The 18,890-nt window shown below is 67.7% G+C and carries 18 protein-coding genes; 14 read left to right on the forward strand and 4 right to left on the reverse strand.

Annotation, left to right across the window (positions count from 1 at the left end):
• Nucleotides 1-159: 159 nt before the first annotated feature.
• The 5 genes from ROV95_RS18710 to ROV95_RS18730 all read left to right on the forward strand — a co-directional run bounded on the left by ROV95_RS18710 (nt 160) and on the right by ROV95_RS18730 (nt 6,305).
• Entirely contained in the window at nt 160-3,267 is a 3,108-nt protein-coding gene (locus tag ROV95_RS18710) for a response regulator (protein WP_312545771.1), read from the forward strand.
• Complete coding sequence (locus ROV95_RS18715) at nt 3,264-4,088, forward strand: CheR family methyltransferase (RefSeq protein ID WP_019661396.1); 825 nt, start codon at nt 3,264-3,266, stop codon at nt 4,086-4,088. Before ROV95_RS18710 ends, ROV95_RS18715 begins: the two co-directional genes overlap by 4 nt.
• Nucleotides 4,088-4,663: a chemotaxis protein CheB gene (locus ROV95_RS18720; protein WP_019661397.1), complete on the forward strand. Its 576-nt coding sequence runs from the start codon at nt 4,088-4,090 to the stop codon at nt 4,661-4,663. Before ROV95_RS18715 ends, ROV95_RS18720 begins: the two co-directional genes overlap by 1 nt.
• Nucleotides 4,660-5,793 carry a hybrid sensor histidine kinase/response regulator gene (locus ROV95_RS18725; protein ID WP_312545774.1) on the forward strand — a complete coding sequence of 378 codons (1,134 nt, stop codon included), beginning with the start codon at nt 4,660-4,662 and terminating at the stop codon, nt 5,791-5,793. Before ROV95_RS18720 ends, ROV95_RS18725 begins: the two co-directional genes overlap by 4 nt.
• An 83-nt stretch (nt 5,794-5,876) precedes the next feature.
• A complete protein-coding gene (locus tag ROV95_RS18730) occupies nt 5,877-6,305 on the forward strand; it encodes a BLUF domain-containing protein (protein WP_019661399.1) in 429 nt (142 codons plus the stop codon).
• A 9-nt stretch (nt 6,306-6,314) separates the two neighbouring features.
• On the opposite strand, the gene ROV95_RS18735 is transcribed toward ROV95_RS18730, so the two are convergent.
• Nucleotides 6,315-6,629, reverse strand: a complete 315-nt coding sequence (locus ROV95_RS18735; protein ID WP_019661400.1) for a metalloregulator ArsR/SmtB family transcription factor — start codon at nt 6,627-6,629, stop codon at nt 6,315-6,317.
• An 85-nt stretch (nt 6,630-6,714) separates the two neighbouring features.
• Between ROV95_RS18735 and ROV95_RS18740 the strand changes: the two genes are divergently transcribed.
• The 3 genes from ROV95_RS18740 (at nt 6,715) to ROV95_RS18750 (ending at nt 8,680) form a co-directional block, all read left to right on the forward strand.
• Complete coding sequence (locus tag ROV95_RS18740) at nt 6,715-7,152, forward strand: YeeE/YedE family protein (protein WP_312545776.1); 438 nt, start codon at nt 6,715-6,717, stop codon at nt 7,150-7,152.
• Nucleotides 7,149-7,562, forward strand: coding sequence for a DUF6691 family protein (locus ROV95_RS18745; protein WP_019661402.1), 414 nt, complete (start codon nt 7,149-7,151; stop codon nt 7,560-7,562). The genes ROV95_RS18740 and ROV95_RS18745 overlap by 4 nt, the downstream gene beginning before the upstream one ends.
• Before the next feature lie 65 nt (nt 7,563-7,627).
• Nucleotides 7,628-8,680, forward strand: a complete 1,053-nt coding sequence (locus ROV95_RS18750) for a linear amide C-N hydrolase (protein WP_312545778.1) — start codon at nt 7,628-7,630, stop codon at nt 8,678-8,680.
• Here ROV95_RS18750 and ROV95_RS18755 read toward each other — a convergent pair.
• Entirely contained in the window at nt 8,677-9,456 is a 780-nt protein-coding gene (locus tag ROV95_RS18755) for a DUF6491 family protein (protein WP_021202844.1), read from the reverse strand. The genes ROV95_RS18750 and ROV95_RS18755 overlap by 4 nt on opposite strands.
• Before the next feature lie 81 nt (nt 9,457-9,537).
• Between ROV95_RS18755 and ROV95_RS18760 the strand changes: the two genes are divergently transcribed.
• Together ROV95_RS18760 and ROV95_RS18765 are read left to right on the forward strand one after the other, a co-directional pair.
• Nucleotides 9,538-10,233: an AraC family transcriptional regulator gene (locus ROV95_RS18760; protein ID WP_312545780.1), complete on the forward strand. Its 696-nt coding sequence runs from the start codon at nt 9,538-9,540 to the stop codon at nt 10,231-10,233.
• Nucleotides 10,234-10,399: 166 nt separating this feature from the next.
• Nucleotides 10,400-11,350, forward strand: a complete 951-nt coding sequence (locus ROV95_RS18765) for a DMT family transporter (protein WP_312545782.1) — start codon at nt 10,400-10,402, stop codon at nt 11,348-11,350.
• Nucleotides 11,351-11,410: 60 nt separating this feature from the next.
• Here the strand turns inward: ROV95_RS18765 and ROV95_RS18770 are convergent, their stop codons facing one another.
• A complete protein-coding gene (locus tag ROV95_RS18770; protein ID WP_171952063.1) occupies nt 11,411-11,680 on the reverse strand; it encodes a hypothetical protein in 270 nt (89 codons plus the stop codon).
• Between the two features lie 27 nt (nt 11,681-11,707).
• Between ROV95_RS18770 and thrA the strand changes: the two genes are divergently transcribed.
• The 3 genes from thrA to thrC are packed head-to-tail and all read left to right on the forward strand — an operon-like array spanning nt 11,708 to nt 16,442.
• Nucleotides 11,708-14,212, forward strand: a complete 2,505-nt coding sequence (thrA, locus tag ROV95_RS18775; RefSeq protein ID WP_312545783.1) for a bifunctional aspartate kinase/homoserine dehydrogenase I — start codon at nt 11,708-11,710, stop codon at nt 14,210-14,212.
• The gene (locus tag ROV95_RS18780; protein ID WP_312545785.1) at nt 14,209-15,123 is read left to right on the forward strand and encodes a homoserine kinase; all 915 of its coding nucleotides are present in this window, start codon (nt 14,209-14,211) and stop codon (nt 15,121-15,123) included. The genes thrA and ROV95_RS18780 overlap by 4 nt, the downstream gene beginning before the upstream one ends.
• A gap of 29 nt (nt 15,124-15,152) precedes the next feature.
• Nucleotides 15,153-16,442, forward strand: a complete 1,290-nt coding sequence (gene thrC / locus ROV95_RS18785; protein WP_312545787.1) for a threonine synthase — start codon at nt 15,153-15,155, stop codon at nt 16,440-16,442.
• 129 nt (nt 16,443-16,571) lie between these two features.
• Here thrC and ROV95_RS18790 read toward each other — a convergent pair whose 3' ends face one another.
• Nucleotides 16,572-17,324 (reverse strand): helix-turn-helix domain-containing protein, encoded by a 753-nt coding sequence (locus ROV95_RS18790; RefSeq protein WP_058982370.1) that lies wholly within the window; start codon nt 17,322-17,324, stop codon nt 16,572-16,574.
• A gap of 126 nt (nt 17,325-17,450) precedes the next feature.
• Here ROV95_RS18790 and hisS point away from each other — a divergent pair, with 126 nt between their 5' ends.
• Nucleotides 17,451-18,845 carry a histidine--tRNA ligase gene (gene hisS, locus ROV95_RS18795; RefSeq protein ID WP_312545789.1) on the forward strand — a complete coding sequence of 465 codons (1,395 nt, stop codon included), beginning with the start codon at nt 17,451-17,453 and terminating at the stop codon, nt 18,843-18,845.
• Nucleotides 18,846-18,890: the final 45 nt, after the last annotated feature.

The raw sequence follows: 18,890 nt of genomic DNA on the forward strand, positions 1-18,890 counted from the left end.
GCGTCCACGTGTAAATAAGTGTTACCCCTGTGAGGGACGTGAAGCTAGGCATTCAAGTGTGAAGGATGCGTGCACACCTGACACGTGCCATTTGTCCTGTGCGGCTGAATGCGACACGGAGTACCATCTTCCACCCTTTGCCTTCTGGAACCGACCTGCATGCGTCCTGGTGCGACTACGCGTGACCGCTGGATCTGGATGACGTCCGCTGTGCTGCTGGCCGCGACCATCGCGTTGGAACTGGTCGTCCCGCTCGGCTATGCCGTATGGCTGGCCTACTTCCTGGCTGTTGGCGTCACGGTGTTCCAGCGCAGCGCGCGGGCGCCGTTCGTGGTGGCCCTGCTGTCCTGCCTCCTGCTGGTCATCGGCTTCAACGTCGCGCCCGCCAGTTCCAACTCGGCGTTCTCCTTCGTCAACCGGACCATTGGCGGCTGTGCCTTCCTGATGATCGCACTGATCGTCTCGCGCGCGATCCAGGCCCGGCGCCAGGCAATGCGCTCGCTCTGGCTGCAGGAAGCCGAGAACGCGGTGGCGATGAGCCTTCGCGGTGACCTGGGGCCGGAACAGATCGCCGAGGCTGCAGCGACAAGCCTGGCCGCGCAGCTCGGCGCGGAGGTAGGTGCGGTCTACCGACTGGAAGGCGGGCGGTTGCAGCTGACCGGTGGCATCGCCTTGCCTGCGGGAACGCCAGCGTCGCTGGCCCTTCACGAAGGGCTGGCCGGGCAGGTCGCCCGTGATGAACGCATCCGCCACCTGCACGGCGATGATGCCGCCGTGCTTGAACTGCAGACCAGCCTCGGCCGGTTGCCGGTGCGCGAGCGCATCCTGGCGCCGATCAGCAGCGATGGCGCGGTGGTCGGGGTCATCGAGCTGGGTCGCGCCAAGGTGGGCGAACTGCGTGATCTGGATCGCGAACTTCTGGAGCGCTGTGCGGAGACCGTCGGCATGGCGCTGCGCGCATCGCTGCTGCGTGCGCAGCTGGTGGTGCTGCTGGAAGAGTCGCAGCGCCAGGGTGAAGAGCTGCAGGCCCAGCAGGAAGAGCTGCGCGTGGCCAACGAAGAACTGGAAGAGCAGAGCCGCAGCCTGCTGCAGTCGCAGAGCCACCTGGAAGAACAGCAGGCCGAGCTGGAACAGAGCAACGTGCAGCTGGAAGAGCGCACCCACGAGCTGGAGGCGCAGAAGCAGGCGCTGCTGGTGGCGCAGAGCCAGCTGGTGCGCAACAGCAACGAGCTGGCCGCGACCTCGCGCTACAAGTCCGAGTTCCTGGCCAACATGTCGCATGAGCTGCGCACGCCGCTGAACAGCTCGCTGATCCTGGCCAAGCTGCTGGCCGACAACAAGGATGGCACGCTCACCGAGGAGCAGGTGAAGTACGCGCGTGCGATCCTCTCGTCCAACAACGACCTGCTGGCGCTGATCAACGACATCCTGGACCTGTCGCGCATCGAGGCCGGCCACGTCGAACTGTCCGATGAAGTGGTGGTGGTCGAGAGCGCGCTGCAGCGCCTGCGCGAGACCTTCGAACCGATGGCGCGGCAGAAGGGCCTGGCGTTGCAGATCGAAGCCGACGCGCTGGCACCGACCCAGCTGGTGGTCGACAGCCAGCGGCTGCAGCAGATCCTGAAGAACCTGCTGGCCAACGCAGTGAAGTTCACCGAGCATGGAAAGGTCAGCCTGCACGTGCGTGCCGGCGGCAACGGCCGCATCCGGTTCGAGGTCTGCGACACCGGCATCGGCATTGCCCGCGAGCAGCTGGACGTCATCTTTGAAGCCTTCCGCCAGGCCGACGGCAGCACCCGCCGTCGCTACGGCGGTACCGGGCTGGGCCTGTCGATCTCGCGCGATCTGGCCGAGCGCATGGGCGGTGGCATCCAGGTCGACAGTGAGCCCGGACGCGGCAGCTGCTTCATCCTGGAGCTGCCGTTGCAGGGTGCGCCCGCCGCGAGCGCGGCTGACGCTGCCGAGGGTCCCTTGGCAGCGCCGCCGGCGGCACCGGCCGTGCTGCCAGCCGCGCCCGTGCGCGTTGCGGGCGCGGCAGCGCCGGTCACTGCGACGGCCGGCGTGGCCGACGACCGTGGTCGCCGGCAGCGCGCCGGTCGCCTGATCCTGGCGGTGGAGGACGATGCCACGTTCGCCGAAGCGCTGGTGGCGCTGGCCCATGAACTGGACTTCGACTGTGTGGTGGCGGGCACGGCGGAAGAGGCGCTGGCCCTGGCCAGCGAACTGCGCCCGAATGGCATCCTGCTCGATATCGGCCTGCCGGACGTGTCGGGGCTGAGCGTGCTGGAGCGCCTGAAGCGCAACCCGGATACCCGCCATATCCCGGTGCATGTGGTCTCGGCCACGGATCGCAGCCAGGTGGCGCGCGAGCTGGGCGCGATCGGGTTTGCGATCAAGCCGACCACGCGCGAGCGGCTGGTGACGGCCATCGAGCAGCTGGAACAGACCAGCCAACGCGACATGCGGCGGCTGCTGATCGTCGAGGACGACAGCGAGCTGCGCCGCAACCTGGAACTGTTGCTGGGCCGCGACCAGCTGCAGATCGTCGCGGTGGGCACCTTGGCCGGCGCACTGGAACAGCTCAGCACGGTCACGTTCGACTGCATGGTCATGGACCTGTCGCTGCCCGACGGCAGTGGCTACGACCTGCTCGAGCACATGGCCGGCAACGACGATGTCGGTTTCCCGCCGGTGATCGTCTACACCGGTCGCGCGCTCAGCCGCGAGGAAGAGCAGCGCCTGCGTCGCTATTCCAAGAGCATCATCATCAAGGGCGCACGTTCGCCCGAGCGCCTGCTGGACGAGGTGACCCTGTTCCTGCACAGCGTGGAGGCCAGCCTGCCAACCGACCAGCAGCGCCTGCTGCGCGAGGCGCGCCGTCGCGATACTGTGCTCGACGGTCGGACGGTGCTGCTGGCCGAGGACGACGTGCGCAACATCTTCGCACTGTCCAGTGTGCTTGAACCGCTGGGCGTGACCCTGGAGATCGCGCGCAATGGCCAGGAAGCGGTGGATCGCCTGGCCGAGCGCGAGGTCGACCTGGTGCTGATGGACATCATGATGCCGGAGAAGGATGGGCTGGCCGCAATGCGCGAGATCCGCGCGCAACGCCACCTGCAGGACCTGCCGATCATCGCGCTGACCGCCAAGGCCATGCCGGACGATCGTGAGCGCTGCCTGCAGGCCGGTGCCAACGACTACATCGCCAAGCCCATCGACGTCGACAAGCTGGTATCGCTGTGCCGGGTCTGGTGCTCGCGGCAATGAACGAGCAGGCCCTGTTCGACCTGGAGCTGAAGGTGCTGCTGGAAGCGTTGTACCAGCGCTACCACTACGATTTCCGCAGTTACGCGGTGTCGTCGCTGCGCCGACGGATCCGCCAGGCCATGCAGCGTTATGAGTGCGGGCGGCTGGCCGATCTGCAGCACCGCCTGCTGCACGAGCCGGACCTGTTCGCGCAGGCGATGCAGTTCTTCACCGTGCAGGTCTCGGAGATGTTCCGTGACCCGGCCTATTTCCGTGAGCTGCGCGAGCAGGTAGTGCCGGTACTGCGCACCTATCCGTCGGTGAAGCTGTGGGTGGCCGGTTGCAGCACGGGCGAAGAAGTCTGGTCGCTGGCGATCCTGTTGCACGAGGAAGGCCTGCTCGAGCGCAGCATCGTCTACGCCACCGACATCAATCCAGCGGCGCTGGCCACCGCGGAAGCCGGGGCCTATGGCATCGACCGGATGGCGCAGTTCAGCCGCAACTATCTGGCGGCCGGTGGCGCCGCGTCGCTGTCCGATTACTACGCCACGGCTTACGATGGCGCGGTGTTCGACCGGCAGCTGCGCCGCAACGTGGTGTTTGCCGACCACAGCCTGGCCACCGACACGGTGTTCTCCGAAGTACACCTGGTGTCGTGCCGCAACGTGCTGATCTATTTCAACCGCGACCTGCAGGACCGCGCGGTGGGCCTGTTCCGTGAAGCGCTGGTGCACCGCGGCTTCCTGGGCCTGGGCAGCAAGGAGTCGCTGCAGTTCGGGTGCCACCACGATGCGTTCGAGGTCTGTTCGCGCGAGCATCGCCTGTACCGGAAGGTGGCCTGATGGCCACGCCGACACCCCCGGCCGTACTGGTGATCGGGGCTTCGGCCGGTGGCGTCGCGGCCCTGCAGGCGGTGCTCGGCGCGCTGCCCGCGACGCTGCCGGTGCCGGTGCTGGCGGTGCTGCACCTGCCACGCGATCGCAGCAGCCGCATCGCCGAAGTGCTGGCACCGTACTGCGCGCTGCCGGTGCGCGAGGCCGAAGACAAGCAGCCGTTGCTGCGTGGCACGGTGACCTTCGCGCCGCCGGATTACCACCTGCTGGTGGAAGACGCCGGCTCGCTGGCGCTGTCGGTGGACGCGCCGGTGCTGTTCTCGCGCCCGGCCATCGATCCGCTGTTCGAATCGGCAGCGGCCGTATTCGGCGACCAAGTGCTGGCCCTGCTGCTGACCGGCGCCAGCAGCGATGGCAGTGAAGGGGTGGCCGCAGTGCGCGGCGCCGGTGGTCGAGCCTGGCTGCAATGTCCCGAGGAGGCCGAGGCATCGATGATGCCGGCCTCCGCCCTGCAGCACGCTGGTGCCGATGCCGTGCTGCCCCTTGAACTGATGTGTCGTCGCCTGAAGGAGCTGTTTGCATGAACCTGTTGCCGCCGGACCCTGCGCAGTCGCAGTCCCCGGTCAACCTGCTGATCGTCGACGACGTGCCGCAGAATCTGGTGGCCATGCAGGCGCTGTTGCAGCGCGAGGGCGTGAACCTGCTGCTGGCCGGTTCGGGCGCGGAGGCGCTGGAGCTGCTGCTGGAGCACGAGGTGGCGCTGGCGTTGCTCGATGTGCACATGCCCGAGATCGATGGCTTCACCCTGGCCGAACTGATGCGCGGCTCGCATCGCAGCCGCACGGTGCCGATCATCTTCCTGACCGCCTCGCCGGACGATCCGCTGCGTGCGTTCAAGGGCTACGAAACCGGTGCGGTGGATTTCCTGCACAAGCCGGTGGCACCACAGGTGATCCTGAGCAAGGTCAACGTCTTCATCGAGCTGTACCAGCAGCGCCAGCTGCTGAAGGCCCGCAACGAGGCGCTCGAGCGGGCGCTGAAGCTCAACGAGACGATGGCCGCCGTGTTGACCCACGACCTGCGCACGCCGCTGTCGGCGATCCTGTTGTGTGCCGACAAGCTGGCGCTGGAGCTTCCGGCGAACAACAGCAGCGCGCAGCAGACACTGGCGCATCTGGAGGCCAGTACCCTGCGCATGGCGCGGATGGTCGAGCAGTTGCTGGACTTTTCGCGGATCCGCAGTGGTGGCCTGCGGCTGCAGGCTACCGCCTGCGACCTGCGTGAGGTCACCCGTGCGGTGATCGCCGAAGCGGGCAGTGCCCACGGTCAGGAGCGCATTCATTTCGACGCCGTCGGCGACACGCGCCTGCAGGGCGACATGGACCGCCTGGGCCAGATCGCAGCAAACCTGGTGGGCAATGCGTTGACGCATGGCAGCGAGGCACACGTGCAGCTGGATGGCAACGATGCCCGCGCGGTGGTGCTGCGGGTGAGCAATGCCGGCCATATCGATGACGCGCTGTTGCCGCGCTTGTTCGAGCCGTTCAAGGCCAGTTTCCACCAGAGCAAGGGACTGGGGCTGGGCCTGTACATCGTGGATCAGTTCGTGCGCGCGCACGGCGGCCGGATCGGGGCGCGCAACGAGGCAGGCCAGGTCGTGTTCGAGGCCGTGCTGCCGCGGCGGTGGGACGGGGCGGGCGCCATCGCAACCTGAATTCTTCAGGGAACGGGCGGGCGTATTGAGACGGACTCGTCCGCAACTGCTACCGTGCGTTCACACCCAGCCAAGGAAGCACCATGCCATTGCGCGCCATCGCCTACATCAGCCGGGCGCTGCCGGAGCTCTCCAGCCAACGCCTGCAGGCGCTGGTCGAAGACGCTGCGCGTTTCAACAAGATGGCGGGGGTGACCGGAGTGCTGCTGCACGATGGCAATCGTTTCCTGCAGTACATCGAGGGGCCGCCGGATGGCATCGACTCGGTGTATGAGCGCATTCTCCAGGCCGGCAGTCACATCGACATCATCGAGCTGGCGCGAGGCCGCCTCGGCCAGCGCCAGTTTCCCTACTGGTCGATGCGCGCGTTGCCGGTGGAGGCAGCGCTGCTGCGCCAGTTGTCATCCAGCGACTGGGCCGGTTTCAGCCGGGCGCTGGAGGGGGATCGCGCGGCGCCGACACCGGTCGACCTGCTGGACACGGTGGTGCAGCCGGCGCTGCATGCCGGCTGACATTCAACCTCACGCCCGGCCGCAGTAGGCAGCGTGCAGGGCCTGCAGCACACCCAGCGCAGGCCCTTCGACCACCCGATAGTGGATCGCCTGTGCCTCGCGCCGGGTTGCCACGATCTTCATCGCGCGCAGTACCGCCAGGTGCTGGGACAGCGCCGACGCGCTCAGCCCGGTAAGCGCCTGCAGCTCCGCTACTGCCGCCTCGCCTTCGACCAGGCGGCACAACACCCGCAGCCGGGCGGGGTGGGCCAGGCCTTTGAGCAGCGTGGCTGCCTCTGAAGCGTGTTCGGCCATGGCTGCGCCGTCGGGCAGGGACCGGACCATGTTGACTCCTTTGTTTAGGATGATCTAATTTAGAGTAGTCTAAATTAAGGAGCAATTCCATGTGCGGTGGCGAAGAGGGTGGGGCATGAACCTCCCCTGGGGTGCGGTCACCGGCGGCGCCTTGATCGGTGCCGCTGCGGTGCTGTTGCTGGCCAGCATCGGGCGCGTGGCGGGCATCAGCGGCATCGCCGCGGGCAGCCTGCGGGCAGCCGAAGGCGAGCGTGGCTGGCGCTGGGCATTCCTGGCCGGCCTGCTGGCATCGGCGGGGCTGGTGCTGTGGTGGCAGTCGGTGCCCGCGGCATCGCCACGCGCACTGCTGCGTGATGCATTGCCGGCCTGGCAGTTGGTCGGCGCCGGCCTGCTGGTCGGCTTCGGCACCCGCTTGGGCAGCGGCTGTACCAGTGGCCACGGCGTGTGTGGCCTGGCGCGCGGTTCGAAGCGATCGTCGCTGGCGGTGCTGTTATTCATGGCGTTCGCGATGCTGACGACCTTCCTGGCCCGGCACGGTGGAGCCATGGCATGAGTCGTCCGAGGGCTGCTGCCGCTGTAGCGGGTGCGCTGTTCGGCGCAGGCCTGGCTCTTTCCGGCATGACCGATGCGCGTCGCGTGCTCGGCTTCCTTGATGTCACCGGGGATTTCGATCCCACCCTGCTATGGGTGCTGGGGTCGGCGCTGCTGGTCAGTGCGGCCGGCCAGCGCTGGGCGCTGCGGCGCGCGCGGCCGTGGTTCGCGATGCGCTTCCAGTTGCCCACCGCGCGCGATGTCGATACGCGTCTACTGCTGGGTGCCGCACTGTTCGGTATCGGCTGGGGATGGGCCGGCTACTGCCCGGGCCCGGCCATCGCGGGGCTGGCGGCGGCATCGCGCGAGGCGCTGTGGTTCGTGCCTGCCATGGTCCTGGGCTTCTGGGCGCACGATCGGTTCGTGCGCTGAGGCTTCACTCCGGTGTCACCCTGGATCGGATCAGATCATGCATCACGGGGAAAGGAGCGTAGTGCATGGCACGGATGAACTGGAAAGGAAAGGTGATGCTGGCCGTGGCGTTGGCGTCCGCGACCACGCCGGCACTGGCCTGCACGCGTGCGGTGTACCTGGGTGACAACGGCGATGTGATCACCGCGCGCTCGATGGACTGGAAGGTCGATGTGGCGACCAACCTCTACATACTGCCGCGCGGCATTGCGCGCACCGGCCAGGCCGGCCCGAAGTCGCTGGCGTGGACCGCGCACTACGGCAGCGTGGTGGCCACCGGCTACGACGTGTCGACCACCGACGGCATGAACGAGAAGGGGCTCGTAGCCAACCTGCTGTGGCTGGTTGAATCGGAGTATCCGCAGCAGCGCGGCGGCAAGCCGGGCCTGGCGATTTCGCTGTGGGCGCAGTACGTGCTGGACAATTTCGCTACCGTCGAAGAGGCGGTCACGGCGTTGGAGCGCGAGCCGTACTCGATCGTCACCGACAAGGTGCCCGGCGAAGACCGCCAAGCGACGCTGCACCTGTCGCTGTCCGATGCCAGCGGCGACAGCGCGATCGTCGAATACATCGGCGGTCGCCAGGTGATCCATCATGACCGGCGCTACCAGGTGATGACCAACTCGCCGATCTTCGAGCACCAGCTGGCGCTGAACAGCTATTGGCAGCAGATCGGTGGCACGGTGATGCTGCCCGGCACCAACCGTTCCGCCGACCGCTTCGCCCGCGCCTCGTTCTACATCAATGCCATTCCCAAGGCCGAAGACCCGGTGATGGCGTTGGCCAGCGTGTTCAGCGTGATCCGCAATGCATCGGTGCCGTATGGCATCACCACGCCAGGCGAGCCGAACATTTCTTCCACGCGCTGGCGCACCGTAGCCGACCACAAGCGGCGGTTGTACTTCTTCGAGTCGGCGTTGACCCCGAACACCTTCTGGGTTGATCTGAACAAGGTCGACTTCGGCGGCCAGGTCCTCAAGCTGGACCTCGGCAAGGACCAGCGCAATACCTTTGCCGGCGATGCGCTGGGCCAGTTCGTACCCAGCGCACCGTTCACCTTCCTCGGCGTCGACGGTTAGTTCGACGCCTGGCTGGAAGCCGGATAGACCGCCTGGATCGTGCAGCCGCCGTGGGTGTACTGCGGCAGCGGCGCCAGTGCATCGTTGCGCAGGTCACCCTTCTCGAATCCGGCGGTAAGGATGCGATCGCCCGGATTGCCACAGATCAGGCCGTTCTGCATCCCGGAGTGGAAGCTCAGCTGTGGCGCACGGTCGAGCTGGCGGCAGTGGCTGCCAAGCTCCACGCGATAGTAGCGGTGACCACCATTGCGATGCGGATTGGTCTCCACCAGCATGCCCTGCGGGTCGGACGACCACGCGCGCACGTTGCGCGTGGCAAAGCAGTACGACGGCGAACCACCGAAACTGCGGCGGATGTCCCTGCGCTCACGGATGGTCAGGGCGGGCAGGGTGGCCATGCGCAGGCGGTCGCTGTCGCGGGCCACGTTGGCGTAGTCGCGATCCTGCACGGGGGTCACCGCGCTGATCGCGCAGGTGCGGCCATCGACCACCACACGCTCGCTGGGGCGACCGCAGGCCCAGCCAGCGGGCGCCTCAAGTTTCAGCGTGGTGGCACCGCGGACGCCGGGGCACTCCTCGCTGAAGTCGATCCGATAAGCCTGGCCCGAGGCGGCTCGCAGGGCGATTGAACGCGGTGACGCCTGCTCCACTTCCTGGACGCCGACCGCGTCCATGCAGTGCGGCGCCGGTGGGGTACGTTCCTGAGCGGAGGCCGGGGCGGTGAGCGCCAGGCCGAGGCTGGTGGCAAGCACCAGGGACAGCTGCTGATGGGTCATGACCTGCACTCCCTGCGTTGGATGACGGACCGACTATAGCAGCGGTTTGCACGGCCGTTGTTACACGCGCACACTGCCCGGATGGGCGCCATCTTCCATCTGCGGCACTACGGGCAGGCCACCGGCCTGGACCGCCATGACTACGCGCAGTGGGTTCTGCCGCTGCAGGGCGAGCTGCAGTTCGAGATGGAAGGGCGCGGCGGTCGGCTGGACCTGCTGCAGGGGGCATTTGTTGCTGCCGGCGAAGCGCATGACCAGATGGCGGACGGCCCCAATGGTTTCGTGATCGTTGATTGTCCTCCAGGCGTGCTTGATGACGGCACGCAGGAGCATCTGTGCCGGCAGCGCTGGCTGCATCTGCCGCTGGCGTTGCGCCGGTGCCTGGCCGACGTGCAGACAGGGCAGCCGATGCCGGCGCTGCTGCCGCAGCTGCTGCAGATGTTTGCACCGGCGGGCAGTGGCGCGCGCATGCAGGGCCTGTGTGCGGCGGTCCAGGCCGATCCCGGCCGGGCCTGGCCGGTTGCCCGGATGGCCGGATTTGTCGGTGTCAGCGAGAGCCGGTTGCACGCATTGTTCCAGCGCGAGTTCGGGCTGAGCCCGCAGGCCTGGCTCAGCGCGTGCCGGCTGCGCTGGGCCAAGCACCAGCTTCGCACCAGTACGGCGCCGATCAGCGATATCGCGCTGGCCGCAGGCTATTCCGAGCAGAGCGCACTGACTCGTGCGCTGCGCCGCGAGTGTGGCCAGACCCCGGCTGCGTGGCGCAGGAGCGCCGGCTGATCTATAGAGCCGAGCCCACGCTCGGCTGCCCTTATCTGCACAGCGGCCAATCGCAGCCGAGCAGTGGCTCGGCTCTACAGAGATGACAAGGCAATAGCCTGGGTCAAGAGCCCCTACCGGCCAGCGCTTACACTGCGCGGCCCGTTCTCTCCCCCGAAGAACCCGAATGCGCAACAACCCGATGGCCCTGGGCATCGCCAATGGCGTTGCCGCCGGCGCACTGTGGGGCGTGGTTTTCCTCGCGCCCGCCGTGCTGCAGTCGTTCAACGCCCTGCAACTGTCGGCCGGTCGCTATCTGGTCTACGGCCTGATCGCCGTAGCCCTGCTGCTGCCGCGATGGAAGCGGCTGGCGCCCCGGCTGGGCCGTGCCGAATGGATCGGCCTGCTGTGGCTGAGCCTGGCAGGCAACCTGGTCTATTTCCTGCTGCTGGCCGTGGCGGTGCAGTGGGCTGGTGGCGCTGCAGCCTCCTTGATTGTCGGCCTGATCCCGGTGGTGGTCACCCTCGTTGGCGTGCGCGAGCAGGGGGCGGTGCCGCTGAGGGAGCTGCTGCCGGCGCTGGGCCTGTGCGTGCTCGGCGTGGGACTGGTTGGCTGGGAAGCGCTGATGTCCGAGCACCTGGCCACCCCGTGGCGGCAGCGCCTGATCGGCCTGCTGTGCGGGTTCGGCGCGCTGTTCTCGTGGGCGTTGTACTCGATCGGCAACAGCCGCTGGCTGGCGCGCCGACCGGATCTGTCCAGCCACGACTGGTCGCTGCTGACCGGCGTGACGACTGGCGGCCTGGCCCTGCTGCTGGTGCCGATGGCCTTCATCGGTCACACCGGCAGCCATTCGGCGGCGCAGTGGAGTGGGTTCTGGGCGATCAGCGCCGGTGTGGCAGTGGTGGCCTCGATCCTCGGCAACGCATTCTGGAACCGCGCCAGCCGCCTGCTGCCGCTGACCCTGACTGGCCAGATGATCGTGTTCGAAACGCTGTTCGCACTGCTGTATGCCTTCGCCTGGCAACAGCGTTGGCCGTCGCTGCTGGAAGCGCTGGCCATCGTGTTGCTGATGGCCGGCGTGATGCTGTGCGCGCATGCCCATCGCACGCCGCGGGCGATCGCCGAACATGCCGGCTGAATCCGGTCGACAAGCGTGCTGATGCGCGCTTGGTCTCAGTTGCAACCAAATGTACGCACGTTAGCCGATGATCGCCGCAATGGTTTTTTGCATCGCAGCACTTGACAGCGGGCCGGCGCACAGTGTTTTCTGTGCGTCATGGTTCTTGATGCCGCCCACGCCAGCCTGATCGCCCCCGCCACTGCGGGCCGTTCGACTGCGCCGGTCGCCACCACCACCATTACCACCACCACCGTCACCACTGCCCTGGTGCGGCCCGTCGTCTTCGTGTAACTCCCGAAAACCACGGCCCCGCACCATACAGGTGGCGGGGAAACTCGACACCTGCATGCGACGGGGCCTCCTGCCGAGGTCTGCATGTCTTCCCACGCCCCCGCCCATCCCGTTGCCCCGGCCGATCTGGCTGCGCCGTCCACTGTCGTGCACAAGTTCGGCGGCACCTCGGTGGCCGATGCCGAACGCTATCGCCATGTTGCCGGCCTGCTGCTGGCCCGCCCCGAACCGCTGCAGGTCACTGTCGTCTCGGCGATGAAGGGCGTCACTGACGCGCTGATTGATCTGGCGCAGCTGGCGGCCAAGGGCGACGAAGGTTGGCGCGAGGCGTGGCATGCCCTGCGCGCGCGCCATCGCGGCGCCGCCGTGGCGCTGCTGGGCGAGCAGGTCGGCGAGACGGTCGAATGGATCGACGCCCGCTTCGATCAGCTGGCCGAAGTGCTGGCGGCGCTGGCGGTGATCGGCGAGCTGCCGCGCGAAGTGCTCGACCGTGTGCAGGGCCTGGGCGAAGTGTTTTCCGCACAGCTGCTCGGCAGCCACCTGCGTGCCCTGGGCGAAGACTGTGCGGTACTCGATGCACGCGACGTGCTGGTGGTCGGGCATGGCGAACTGGGTGTGGATGTCGACTGGGAGTCCAGCGCGGACCGCCTGGCCAAGTGGCGCCTGCGGCATCCGCAGATGCGCCTGGTCGCCACCGGTTTCGTTGCCCGTGACCGCCATGACCGCATCACCACGCTAGGCCGCAACGGCAGCGACTATTCCGGCGCGATCTTCGCCGCGTTGTTCAATGCCGATGAACTGCACATCTGGACCGACGTCGACGGCGTGCTGTCGGCCGACCCGCGGCTGGTGCCCGAGGCGGTGCAGCTGGAGTCACTGAGCTACGACGAGGCCTGCGAGCTGGCTTATTTCGGCGCCAAGGTGGTGCACCCGCAGACGATGTCGCCGGCCATCCGCCTCGGCCTGCCGATCTTCATCCGCAATACCTTTCAGCCGGCGCATCCGGGGACGCGCATCAGCGCCGAGCGCTCGCCGCGCGGGCCGGTGAAGGGCCTGACCCTGAGCCCCGGCTTGGCCCTGTTGAACCTGGAGGGCACCGGCCTGATCGGCGTGCCCGGTACCGCCGAGCGCGTGTTCGCGGCGCTGCGCCAGGCGCAGGTGTCGGTGGTGATGATCTCGCAGGGTTCGTCAGAGCATTCGATCTGCTGCGTGGTTCGCGCCGCCGAAGCGGCGCGTGGCCGTGAGGCACTGCTGCATGCGTTCGCGCATGAACTGTCGGTAGGGCAGGTGGAGCGCGTTCAGGTCAGCGAGGGCGTCAGCGTGCTGGCGGCAGTGGGCGACGGCATGGCAGGCCAGCCCGGTGTGGCGGCGCGCCTGTTCGAGGCGCTGGGACGCGCGCAGGTGAACATCCTGGCGATCGCGCAGGGCTCGTCGGAGCGCAATATTTCTGTGGCGGTGGACAGTGCCGATGCCACCCGCGCATTGCGGGCCGCACATGCGGGCTTCTGGCTGTCGCCGCAGACGTTCGCGGTCGGTGTGATCGGGCCGGGCAACGTCGGCGCGGCACTGCTGGACCAGCTGCTGGCGGCCCGCCCGCAGCTGCTGGCCAAGGCCAATGTGGATCTTCGCCTGCGCGCGCTGGCCTCGCGTTCGCGCATGCGGCTGGAAGTGGATGGCCTGCACGCCGATTGGCGGGAGGCATTGCAGGACGCGGGCGAGCCCAGCGACCTGGATCGCTTCACCGAACACCTGCTGGCCGCGCACCTGCCGCATGCGGTGGTGATCGACTGCAGTGGCAGCGCCGAGGTGGCCGAGCGCTACGAGGGCTGGCTGGCAGCCGGCATCCACGTGGTGACCCCGAACAAGCAAGCCGGTGCTGGCCCACTGCCGCGCTACCAGCGCATCCGCGCTGCCGCGGCGGCCAGTGGTGCGCGCTTCCGCTACGAAGCCACGGTGGGCGCGGGCCTGCCGGTGATCACCACGCTGCGTGATCTGGTCGATACGGGCGACGAGGTGCTGGCGATCGAAGGCATCTTCTCCGGCACGCTGGCCTGGCTGTTCAACCGCTTCGATGGCAGCCAGCCGTTCTCGCAGCTGGTCGCGCAGGCGCGGTCGATGGGCTACACCGAGCCGGACCCGCGTGACGATCTTTCGGGCGTGGACGTGGCGCGCAAGCTGGTGATCCTCGCCCGCGAGGCCGGCCACGCGCTCAGCCTGGAACAGGTACAGGTGGAAAGCCTGGTGCCGGCGCTGCTGCGCGAAGGCAGCGTGGATGACTTCATGGCGCGGCTGGGCGAGTCCGATGCCAGCCTGTTGCAGCGGTTGCAGGACGCGCGGGCGCGTGGCGCGGTGCTGCGCTACGTGGCACAGCTGGGCGCTGACGGTGCCTCGGTGGGCCTGCAGGAACTGCCCGCCGACCACGCCTTCGCCAACCTTCGGTTGACCGACAACGTGGTGCAGTTCCGTACCCGTCGCTACTGCGACAACCCGTTGGTGGTGCAGGGTCCGGGTGCGGGTCCGGAGGTGACGGCAGCGGGTGTGTTCGCGGACCTGCTGCGGGTCGCCGCCGGTGAAGGAGCGCGGCTGTGATCGCACGTGCGTTCGCGCCTGCCTCGGTGGCCAACGTGGCAGTGGGCTTCGACATTCTCGGCCATGCCATTGCCGGTATCGGCGATACCGTGAGCGTGCACCGCATCGACGAGCCGGCGGTGCGCATCGATGCGATCCGTGGCAGTGCTGTCGCGCTGCCACTGGACGCAGCCGGCAACACCGCCGGGGCTGCGCTGATGTCGCTGCGCGAAGGCCTGGGCCTGGATTTCGGTTTCGCAGTCGAGATCGACAAGGGCATCCCGTTCGGTTCCGGCATGGGCGGTTCGGCAGCGTCGAGTGTCGCGGCGCTGGTCGCCGCCAATGCGCTGCTGGATGCGCCGCTGACGCGCGAGGCGCTGTATCCATTTGCGCTGGATGGCGAGGCGGTGGCCAGTGGTGGCCGTCACGGTGACAACGTGGGGCCATTGCTGCTGGGCGGGCTTGCACTGTGCACGGCCGACCGCCTGCTGCCGATTCCGGTACCGGCTACCTGGCACAGCCTGCTGGTGCATCCGCACGCGGTCCTGGAAACACGCCGCGCACGCCAGGCGCTGCAGGGCAGCTATGCGCTGGGTGAATTCGTGGCACAGAGTGCGAACCTTGCGCTGGTACTCAGTGGCTGCCATCGCAGCGACGCCGCGCTGGTCCGCGCAGGCCTGCGTGATGTGCTGGTGGAGCCTCGCCGCGCCGGCCTGATTGCGGGCTTCGAGGCCGCACGCGATGCGGCGCTGTCTGCGCATGCGATGGGCGCGGGCATTTCGGGCGCTGGCCCCAGCGTGTTCGCCTGGTTCGAGGACGCCGACCAGGCCCGCGCCGCTGCCGCACCGGTGCAGGCCGCATTTGCCGCCGCCGGTTTCGACAGCGATGCCTGGGTGTCGCCGCTGGATGCACCGGGAGCCCGCTTGTGCTGAATCCTTCCCCTTTACTGGATACCGAACCCATGCAATTTGTTTCGACCCGGGGTCAGTCCCCGGCCGTTGGCCTCAGTGCGGCGATCGCTGCAGGATTGGCGCCCGATGGAGGGCTGTATGTTCCGCAGGTGCTGCCGGCGCCACGTGAGCTGCGGGCCGGCGCAACGCTGGCCGATACCGCCGCCGATCTGCTGGCGCCGTTCTTTTCTGGCGACACGCTGGAGTCTGCGTTGCCATCGATCTGCCGCGAGGCGTTCGACTTTCAGGTGCCGCTGCGTCCACTGGGCGGCGGTGACCATGTGCTGGAGCTGTTCCATGGGCCGACGGCGGCGTTCAAGGATATCGGTGCGCGCTTCCTGGCCGGTACGCTGTCGCGGCTGCAGGCCGGCAAGGACCGTGATCTGACCATCGTCGTCGCCACCTCCGGCGATACCGGCGCCGCCGTTGCCGCGGCCTTCCATCGCCAGCCCGGCGTACGCGTGGTGGTGCTGTATCCGGATGGCCGCGTGTCACCGCGGCAGGCGCATCAGCTCGGTTGTTTCGGCGACAACATCCAGGCGCTGCGCGTGGCCGGCGCCTTCGACGATTGCCAGGCGATGGTCAAGCAGGCACTGGCTGACCGCGAACTGCAGGCCCAGGTGCCGCTGAGTTCGGCCAACAGCATCAGCCTCGGCCGCCTGCTGCCGCAGATGAGTTATTACGCGCATGCGGCGTTGTCCCATTACGCGACGCATCGTCGCCGGCTCAACCTGGTGGTGCCGACCGGCAACCTTGGCAATGCGATGGCGGCCGTGCTGGCGCGCGCGCTGGGCGTGCCGATCGGGCAGATCGTGCTGGCCACCAATGCCAATGCGGTACTGCCGGCGTACTTCAACGGTGGCGACTACCAGCCGCAGGCCAGTGTGGCCACGGTTGCCAACGCAATGGATGTGGGGGCGCCAAGCAACTTCGAACGCCTGCGCTGGCTCTATCACGGTGATGATGCCGAGCTGCGCGCTGCCTTCCGCGCGTTCTCGGTGGATGACGTGACCATCCGCGCGACGATTGCGGCGGCGCACGCCAGCAACGGCGAACTGTTCTGCCCGCATACGGCCACAGCGGTGAAGGTGCTGCAGGACCTGCGTGCGCGCGGCGCCAAGGGCGACTGGGCGGTGGTGGCTACCGCACATCCGGCCAAGTTCGAGGCGGTGGTGGAGCCGTTGATCGGCGAAACGGTGGCGGTGCCGCCGTCATTGGATGTGTTGCTGCAGCGGCCGGCGGACGCCGAACTGTTGGCCGCCGATTACGCGGCGTTGCGTGAGGTGTTGGCTCCCATGTAGAGCCGAGCCATGCTCGGCTGCTGTTCGCGCACGGCGCGATGAGTCGAGCATGGCTCGAATCTACAATGCCCTTCGCGCAACACGGGTAGTGCCGGCCGCTGGCCGGCAACCCCACCAACCGTGATGCGGTCAGATCAACCCTTCACCGGCCAGCGTGCGCAGTCCATCCTCATCGAGGATCTCCACCACGTTCAAATGGGGCAGGGCAATCAATCCCTGCTGGCGCAGCTTGGTGAAGGTGCGGCTGACCGTTTCCATGGTCAGGCCCAGGTGGTCGGCGATATCGCCACGCCCCATCGGCAGCGATACGCGCAGGCCGTCACCACCGAGCCTGGCCTCGCGCGCGGCCAGGCGCAGCAGGAAATCAGCCAGCTTCTCTGCCGGCTGCAGGCGTGCCAGCGCCAGTGCAGCGTCCTGCGCGGCATCCAGTTCCTGGCAGGCACGCTGCAGCAGCTTGCGCTCCAGGTGCGGGAAGCGGCTGCGCAGCGCCTTCATCTGCGGCAACGCGACGCGGCATACGCGGCTGTCGGCGATGGCTTCGATGTCGTAGCGGTGATGGTCGCTGCCACTCAGTCCGAGGTAGTCGCCGGGAAGCACGAAACCGTTGATCTGGCGGCGGCCGTCGGCCAGGGTGCGTACCAGTCGCAGTGCGCCAGCGGTCAATGTATAGACATGGTCGCGCTCTTCGCCGGTGCGGGCCAGGGTACTGCCCATGCTGACCTGCTGGGAAACGGTGACCTGTTCCAGTGCCTGCACTTCATCGGGCGACAGCGCCGAGCACACCGCAAGGTGGCGAACCGAGCAGTGCAGGCAGTCCAGCGTGTTGCAGGACGGCGAGGCGGGATCGTTGGTGGCGGGCGGAGCGCCGGAAGGCCGTGACATGTTGCGGGGGCGTATCGCGGGCGGGGAGGGCCTTATGATACTTCAAGCGGCCGTTCGACCCTGCCCGAGGCGGGGGCGCTAGAATGTCGCCCCCTCCCACGTCCCGTTCCAGCAGGAGTTCCGCCCGTGATCAAGCCCCGTACCCCGCCCGGCACCCTTGAACTGCTGCCGCGCGAGCAGATTGCATTCCAGCGCATGCTGGACGTGATCCGCCGCAACTACGAGCGCTTCGGGTTCCTGCCGGTGGAGACGCCGGTGTTCGAACTGTCCGACGTGCTGCTGACCAAGTCCGGCGGCGAGACCGAGCGCCAGGTGTACTTCGTGCAGTCCACCGGTGCGCTGGCCAATGCGGCCGAATCGGGCGACCGTTCGCTGCCGGAGATGGCGCTGCGCTTCGACCTGACCGTGCCGCTGGCACGCTACGTGGCCGAGCACGAACACGAACTCACCTTCCCGTTCCGTCGCTACCAGATGCAGCGTGTGTACCGCGGCGAGCGTGCCCAGCGCGGCCGTTTCCGTGAGTTCTACCAGTGCGACATCGACGTGATCGGCAAGGACAGCCTGAGCGTTCGCTACGATGCCGAAGTGCTGGCGGTCATCCACGCCGTGTTCTCGGAACTGCGCATCGGTGACTTCAACATCCAGCTGAACAACCGCAAGCTGATGCGCGGCTTCTTCGAAAGCCTGGGCGTGGCCGAAGGCGAGCGCCAGCTGGCGGTGCTGCGTGAAGTGGACAAGCTTGACAAGCGCGGCGCCGATTACGTGCGCGAGACGCTGGTGGGCGAGGGCTTCAACATCCCGGGCGAGCAGGTCGAGAAGATCCTGGCATTCGTGGCCGTGCGTTCGCAGGGGCATGCCGATGCGCTCGCGCAGTTGGCTGCCCTTGAAGCCGACGCCGGTTCTTCGGAGATCCTGCGCACTGGCGTGGCCGAACTGCGCGAGGTGCTGCAGCTGGTGCAGGCGCTGGGCGTGCCGGAAACCGCATACTGCCTGAACTTCTCCATTGCGCGCGGCCTGGACTACTACACCGGCACCGTCTACGAGACCACGCTGACCGACCACCCGCAGATCGGCTCGATCTGCTCGGGCGGCCGCTACGAGGACCTGGCCAGCCACTACAGCAAGTCGAAGCTGCCGGGCGTGGGCATTTCCATCGGCCTGTCGCGCCTGTTCTGGCAGCTGCGCGAGGCTGGCCTGATCGATGGCATCGAGGCCAGCAGCGTGCAGGCGCTGGTGGCGCTGATGGACGAGCAGGGCATGCCGCAGTCGCTGGACATCGCGCGTCGCCTGCGCGCCGGTGGCATCAACACCGAAGTGCAGATGGAGCCGAAGAAGATCGGCAAGCAGTTCCAGTACGCGGCCAAGGCGGGCATCCGCTTCGTGGTGCTGGCCGGTGAAGACGAGCTGGCGCGCGGCGTGGTGGCGGTGAAGGACCTGGTGCGCGAGCAGCAGTTCGAAGTCTCCCGCGACGAGCTGGCCAGCACCCTGCAGGTCGAGCTGGAGCAGTCGAAGGTGATGTAACGGGCGGTTGGCCGCGCGCCACCACGCCACGAAAACGCCCGCCAC

The sequence above is a fragment of the Stenotrophomonas maltophilia group sp. msm1 genome, assembly GCF_032025805.1.
Taxonomy (GTDB): domain Bacteria; phylum Pseudomonadota; class Gammaproteobacteria; order Xanthomonadales; family Xanthomonadaceae; genus Stenotrophomonas; species Stenotrophomonas hibiscicola.

Excerpts from the sequence above, each read along its gene's own strand:
- ROV95_RS18710 (WP_312545771.1), top strand. The coding sequence starts at position 160 with ATGCGTCCTGGTGCGACTACGCGTGACCGCTGGATCTGGATGACGTCC.
- ROV95_RS18715 (WP_019661396.1), top strand. The coding sequence starts at position 3,264 with ATGAACGAGCAGGCCCTGTTCGACCTGGAGCTGAAGGTGCTGCTGGAA.
- ROV95_RS18720 (WP_019661397.1), top strand. The coding sequence starts at position 4,088 with ATGGCCACGCCGACACCCCCGGCCGTACTGGTGATCGGGGCTTCGGCC.
- ROV95_RS18725 (WP_312545774.1), top strand. The coding sequence starts at position 4,660 with ATGAACCTGTTGCCGCCGGACCCTGCGCAGTCGCAGTCCCCGGTCAAC.
- ROV95_RS18730 (WP_019661399.1), top strand. The coding sequence starts at position 5,877 with ATGCCATTGCGCGCCATCGCCTACATCAGCCGGGCGCTGCCGGAGCTC.
- ROV95_RS18735 (WP_019661400.1), bottom strand. The coding sequence starts at position 6,629 with ATGGTCCGGTCCCTGCCCGACGGCGCAGCCATGGCCGAACACGCTTCA.
- ROV95_RS18740 (WP_312545776.1), top strand. The coding sequence starts at position 6,715 with ATGAACCTCCCCTGGGGTGCGGTCACCGGCGGCGCCTTGATCGGTGCC.
- ROV95_RS18745 (WP_019661402.1), top strand. The coding sequence starts at position 7,149 with ATGAGTCGTCCGAGGGCTGCTGCCGCTGTAGCGGGTGCGCTGTTCGGC.
- ROV95_RS18750 (WP_312545778.1), top strand. The coding sequence starts at position 7,628 with ATGGCACGGATGAACTGGAAAGGAAAGGTGATGCTGGCCGTGGCGTTG.
- ROV95_RS18755 (WP_021202844.1), bottom strand. The coding sequence starts at position 9,456 with ATGACCCATCAGCAGCTGTCCCTGGTGCTTGCCACCAGCCTCGGCCTG.
- ROV95_RS18760 (WP_312545780.1), top strand. The coding sequence starts at position 9,538 with ATGGGCGCCATCTTCCATCTGCGGCACTACGGGCAGGCCACCGGCCTG.
- ROV95_RS18765 (WP_312545782.1), top strand. The coding sequence starts at position 10,400 with ATGCGCAACAACCCGATGGCCCTGGGCATCGCCAATGGCGTTGCCGCC.
- ROV95_RS18770 (WP_171952063.1), bottom strand. The coding sequence starts at position 11,680 with ATGCAGGTGTCGAGTTTCCCCGCCACCTGTATGGTGCGGGGCCGTGGT.
- thrA (WP_312545783.1), top strand. The coding sequence starts at position 11,708 with ATGTCTTCCCACGCCCCCGCCCATCCCGTTGCCCCGGCCGATCTGGCT.
- thrC (WP_312545787.1), top strand. The coding sequence starts at position 15,153 with ATGCAATTTGTTTCGACCCGGGGTCAGTCCCCGGCCGTTGGCCTCAGT.
- ROV95_RS18790 (WP_058982370.1), bottom strand. The coding sequence starts at position 17,324 with ATGTCACGGCCTTCCGGCGCTCCGCCCGCCACCAACGATCCCGCCTCG.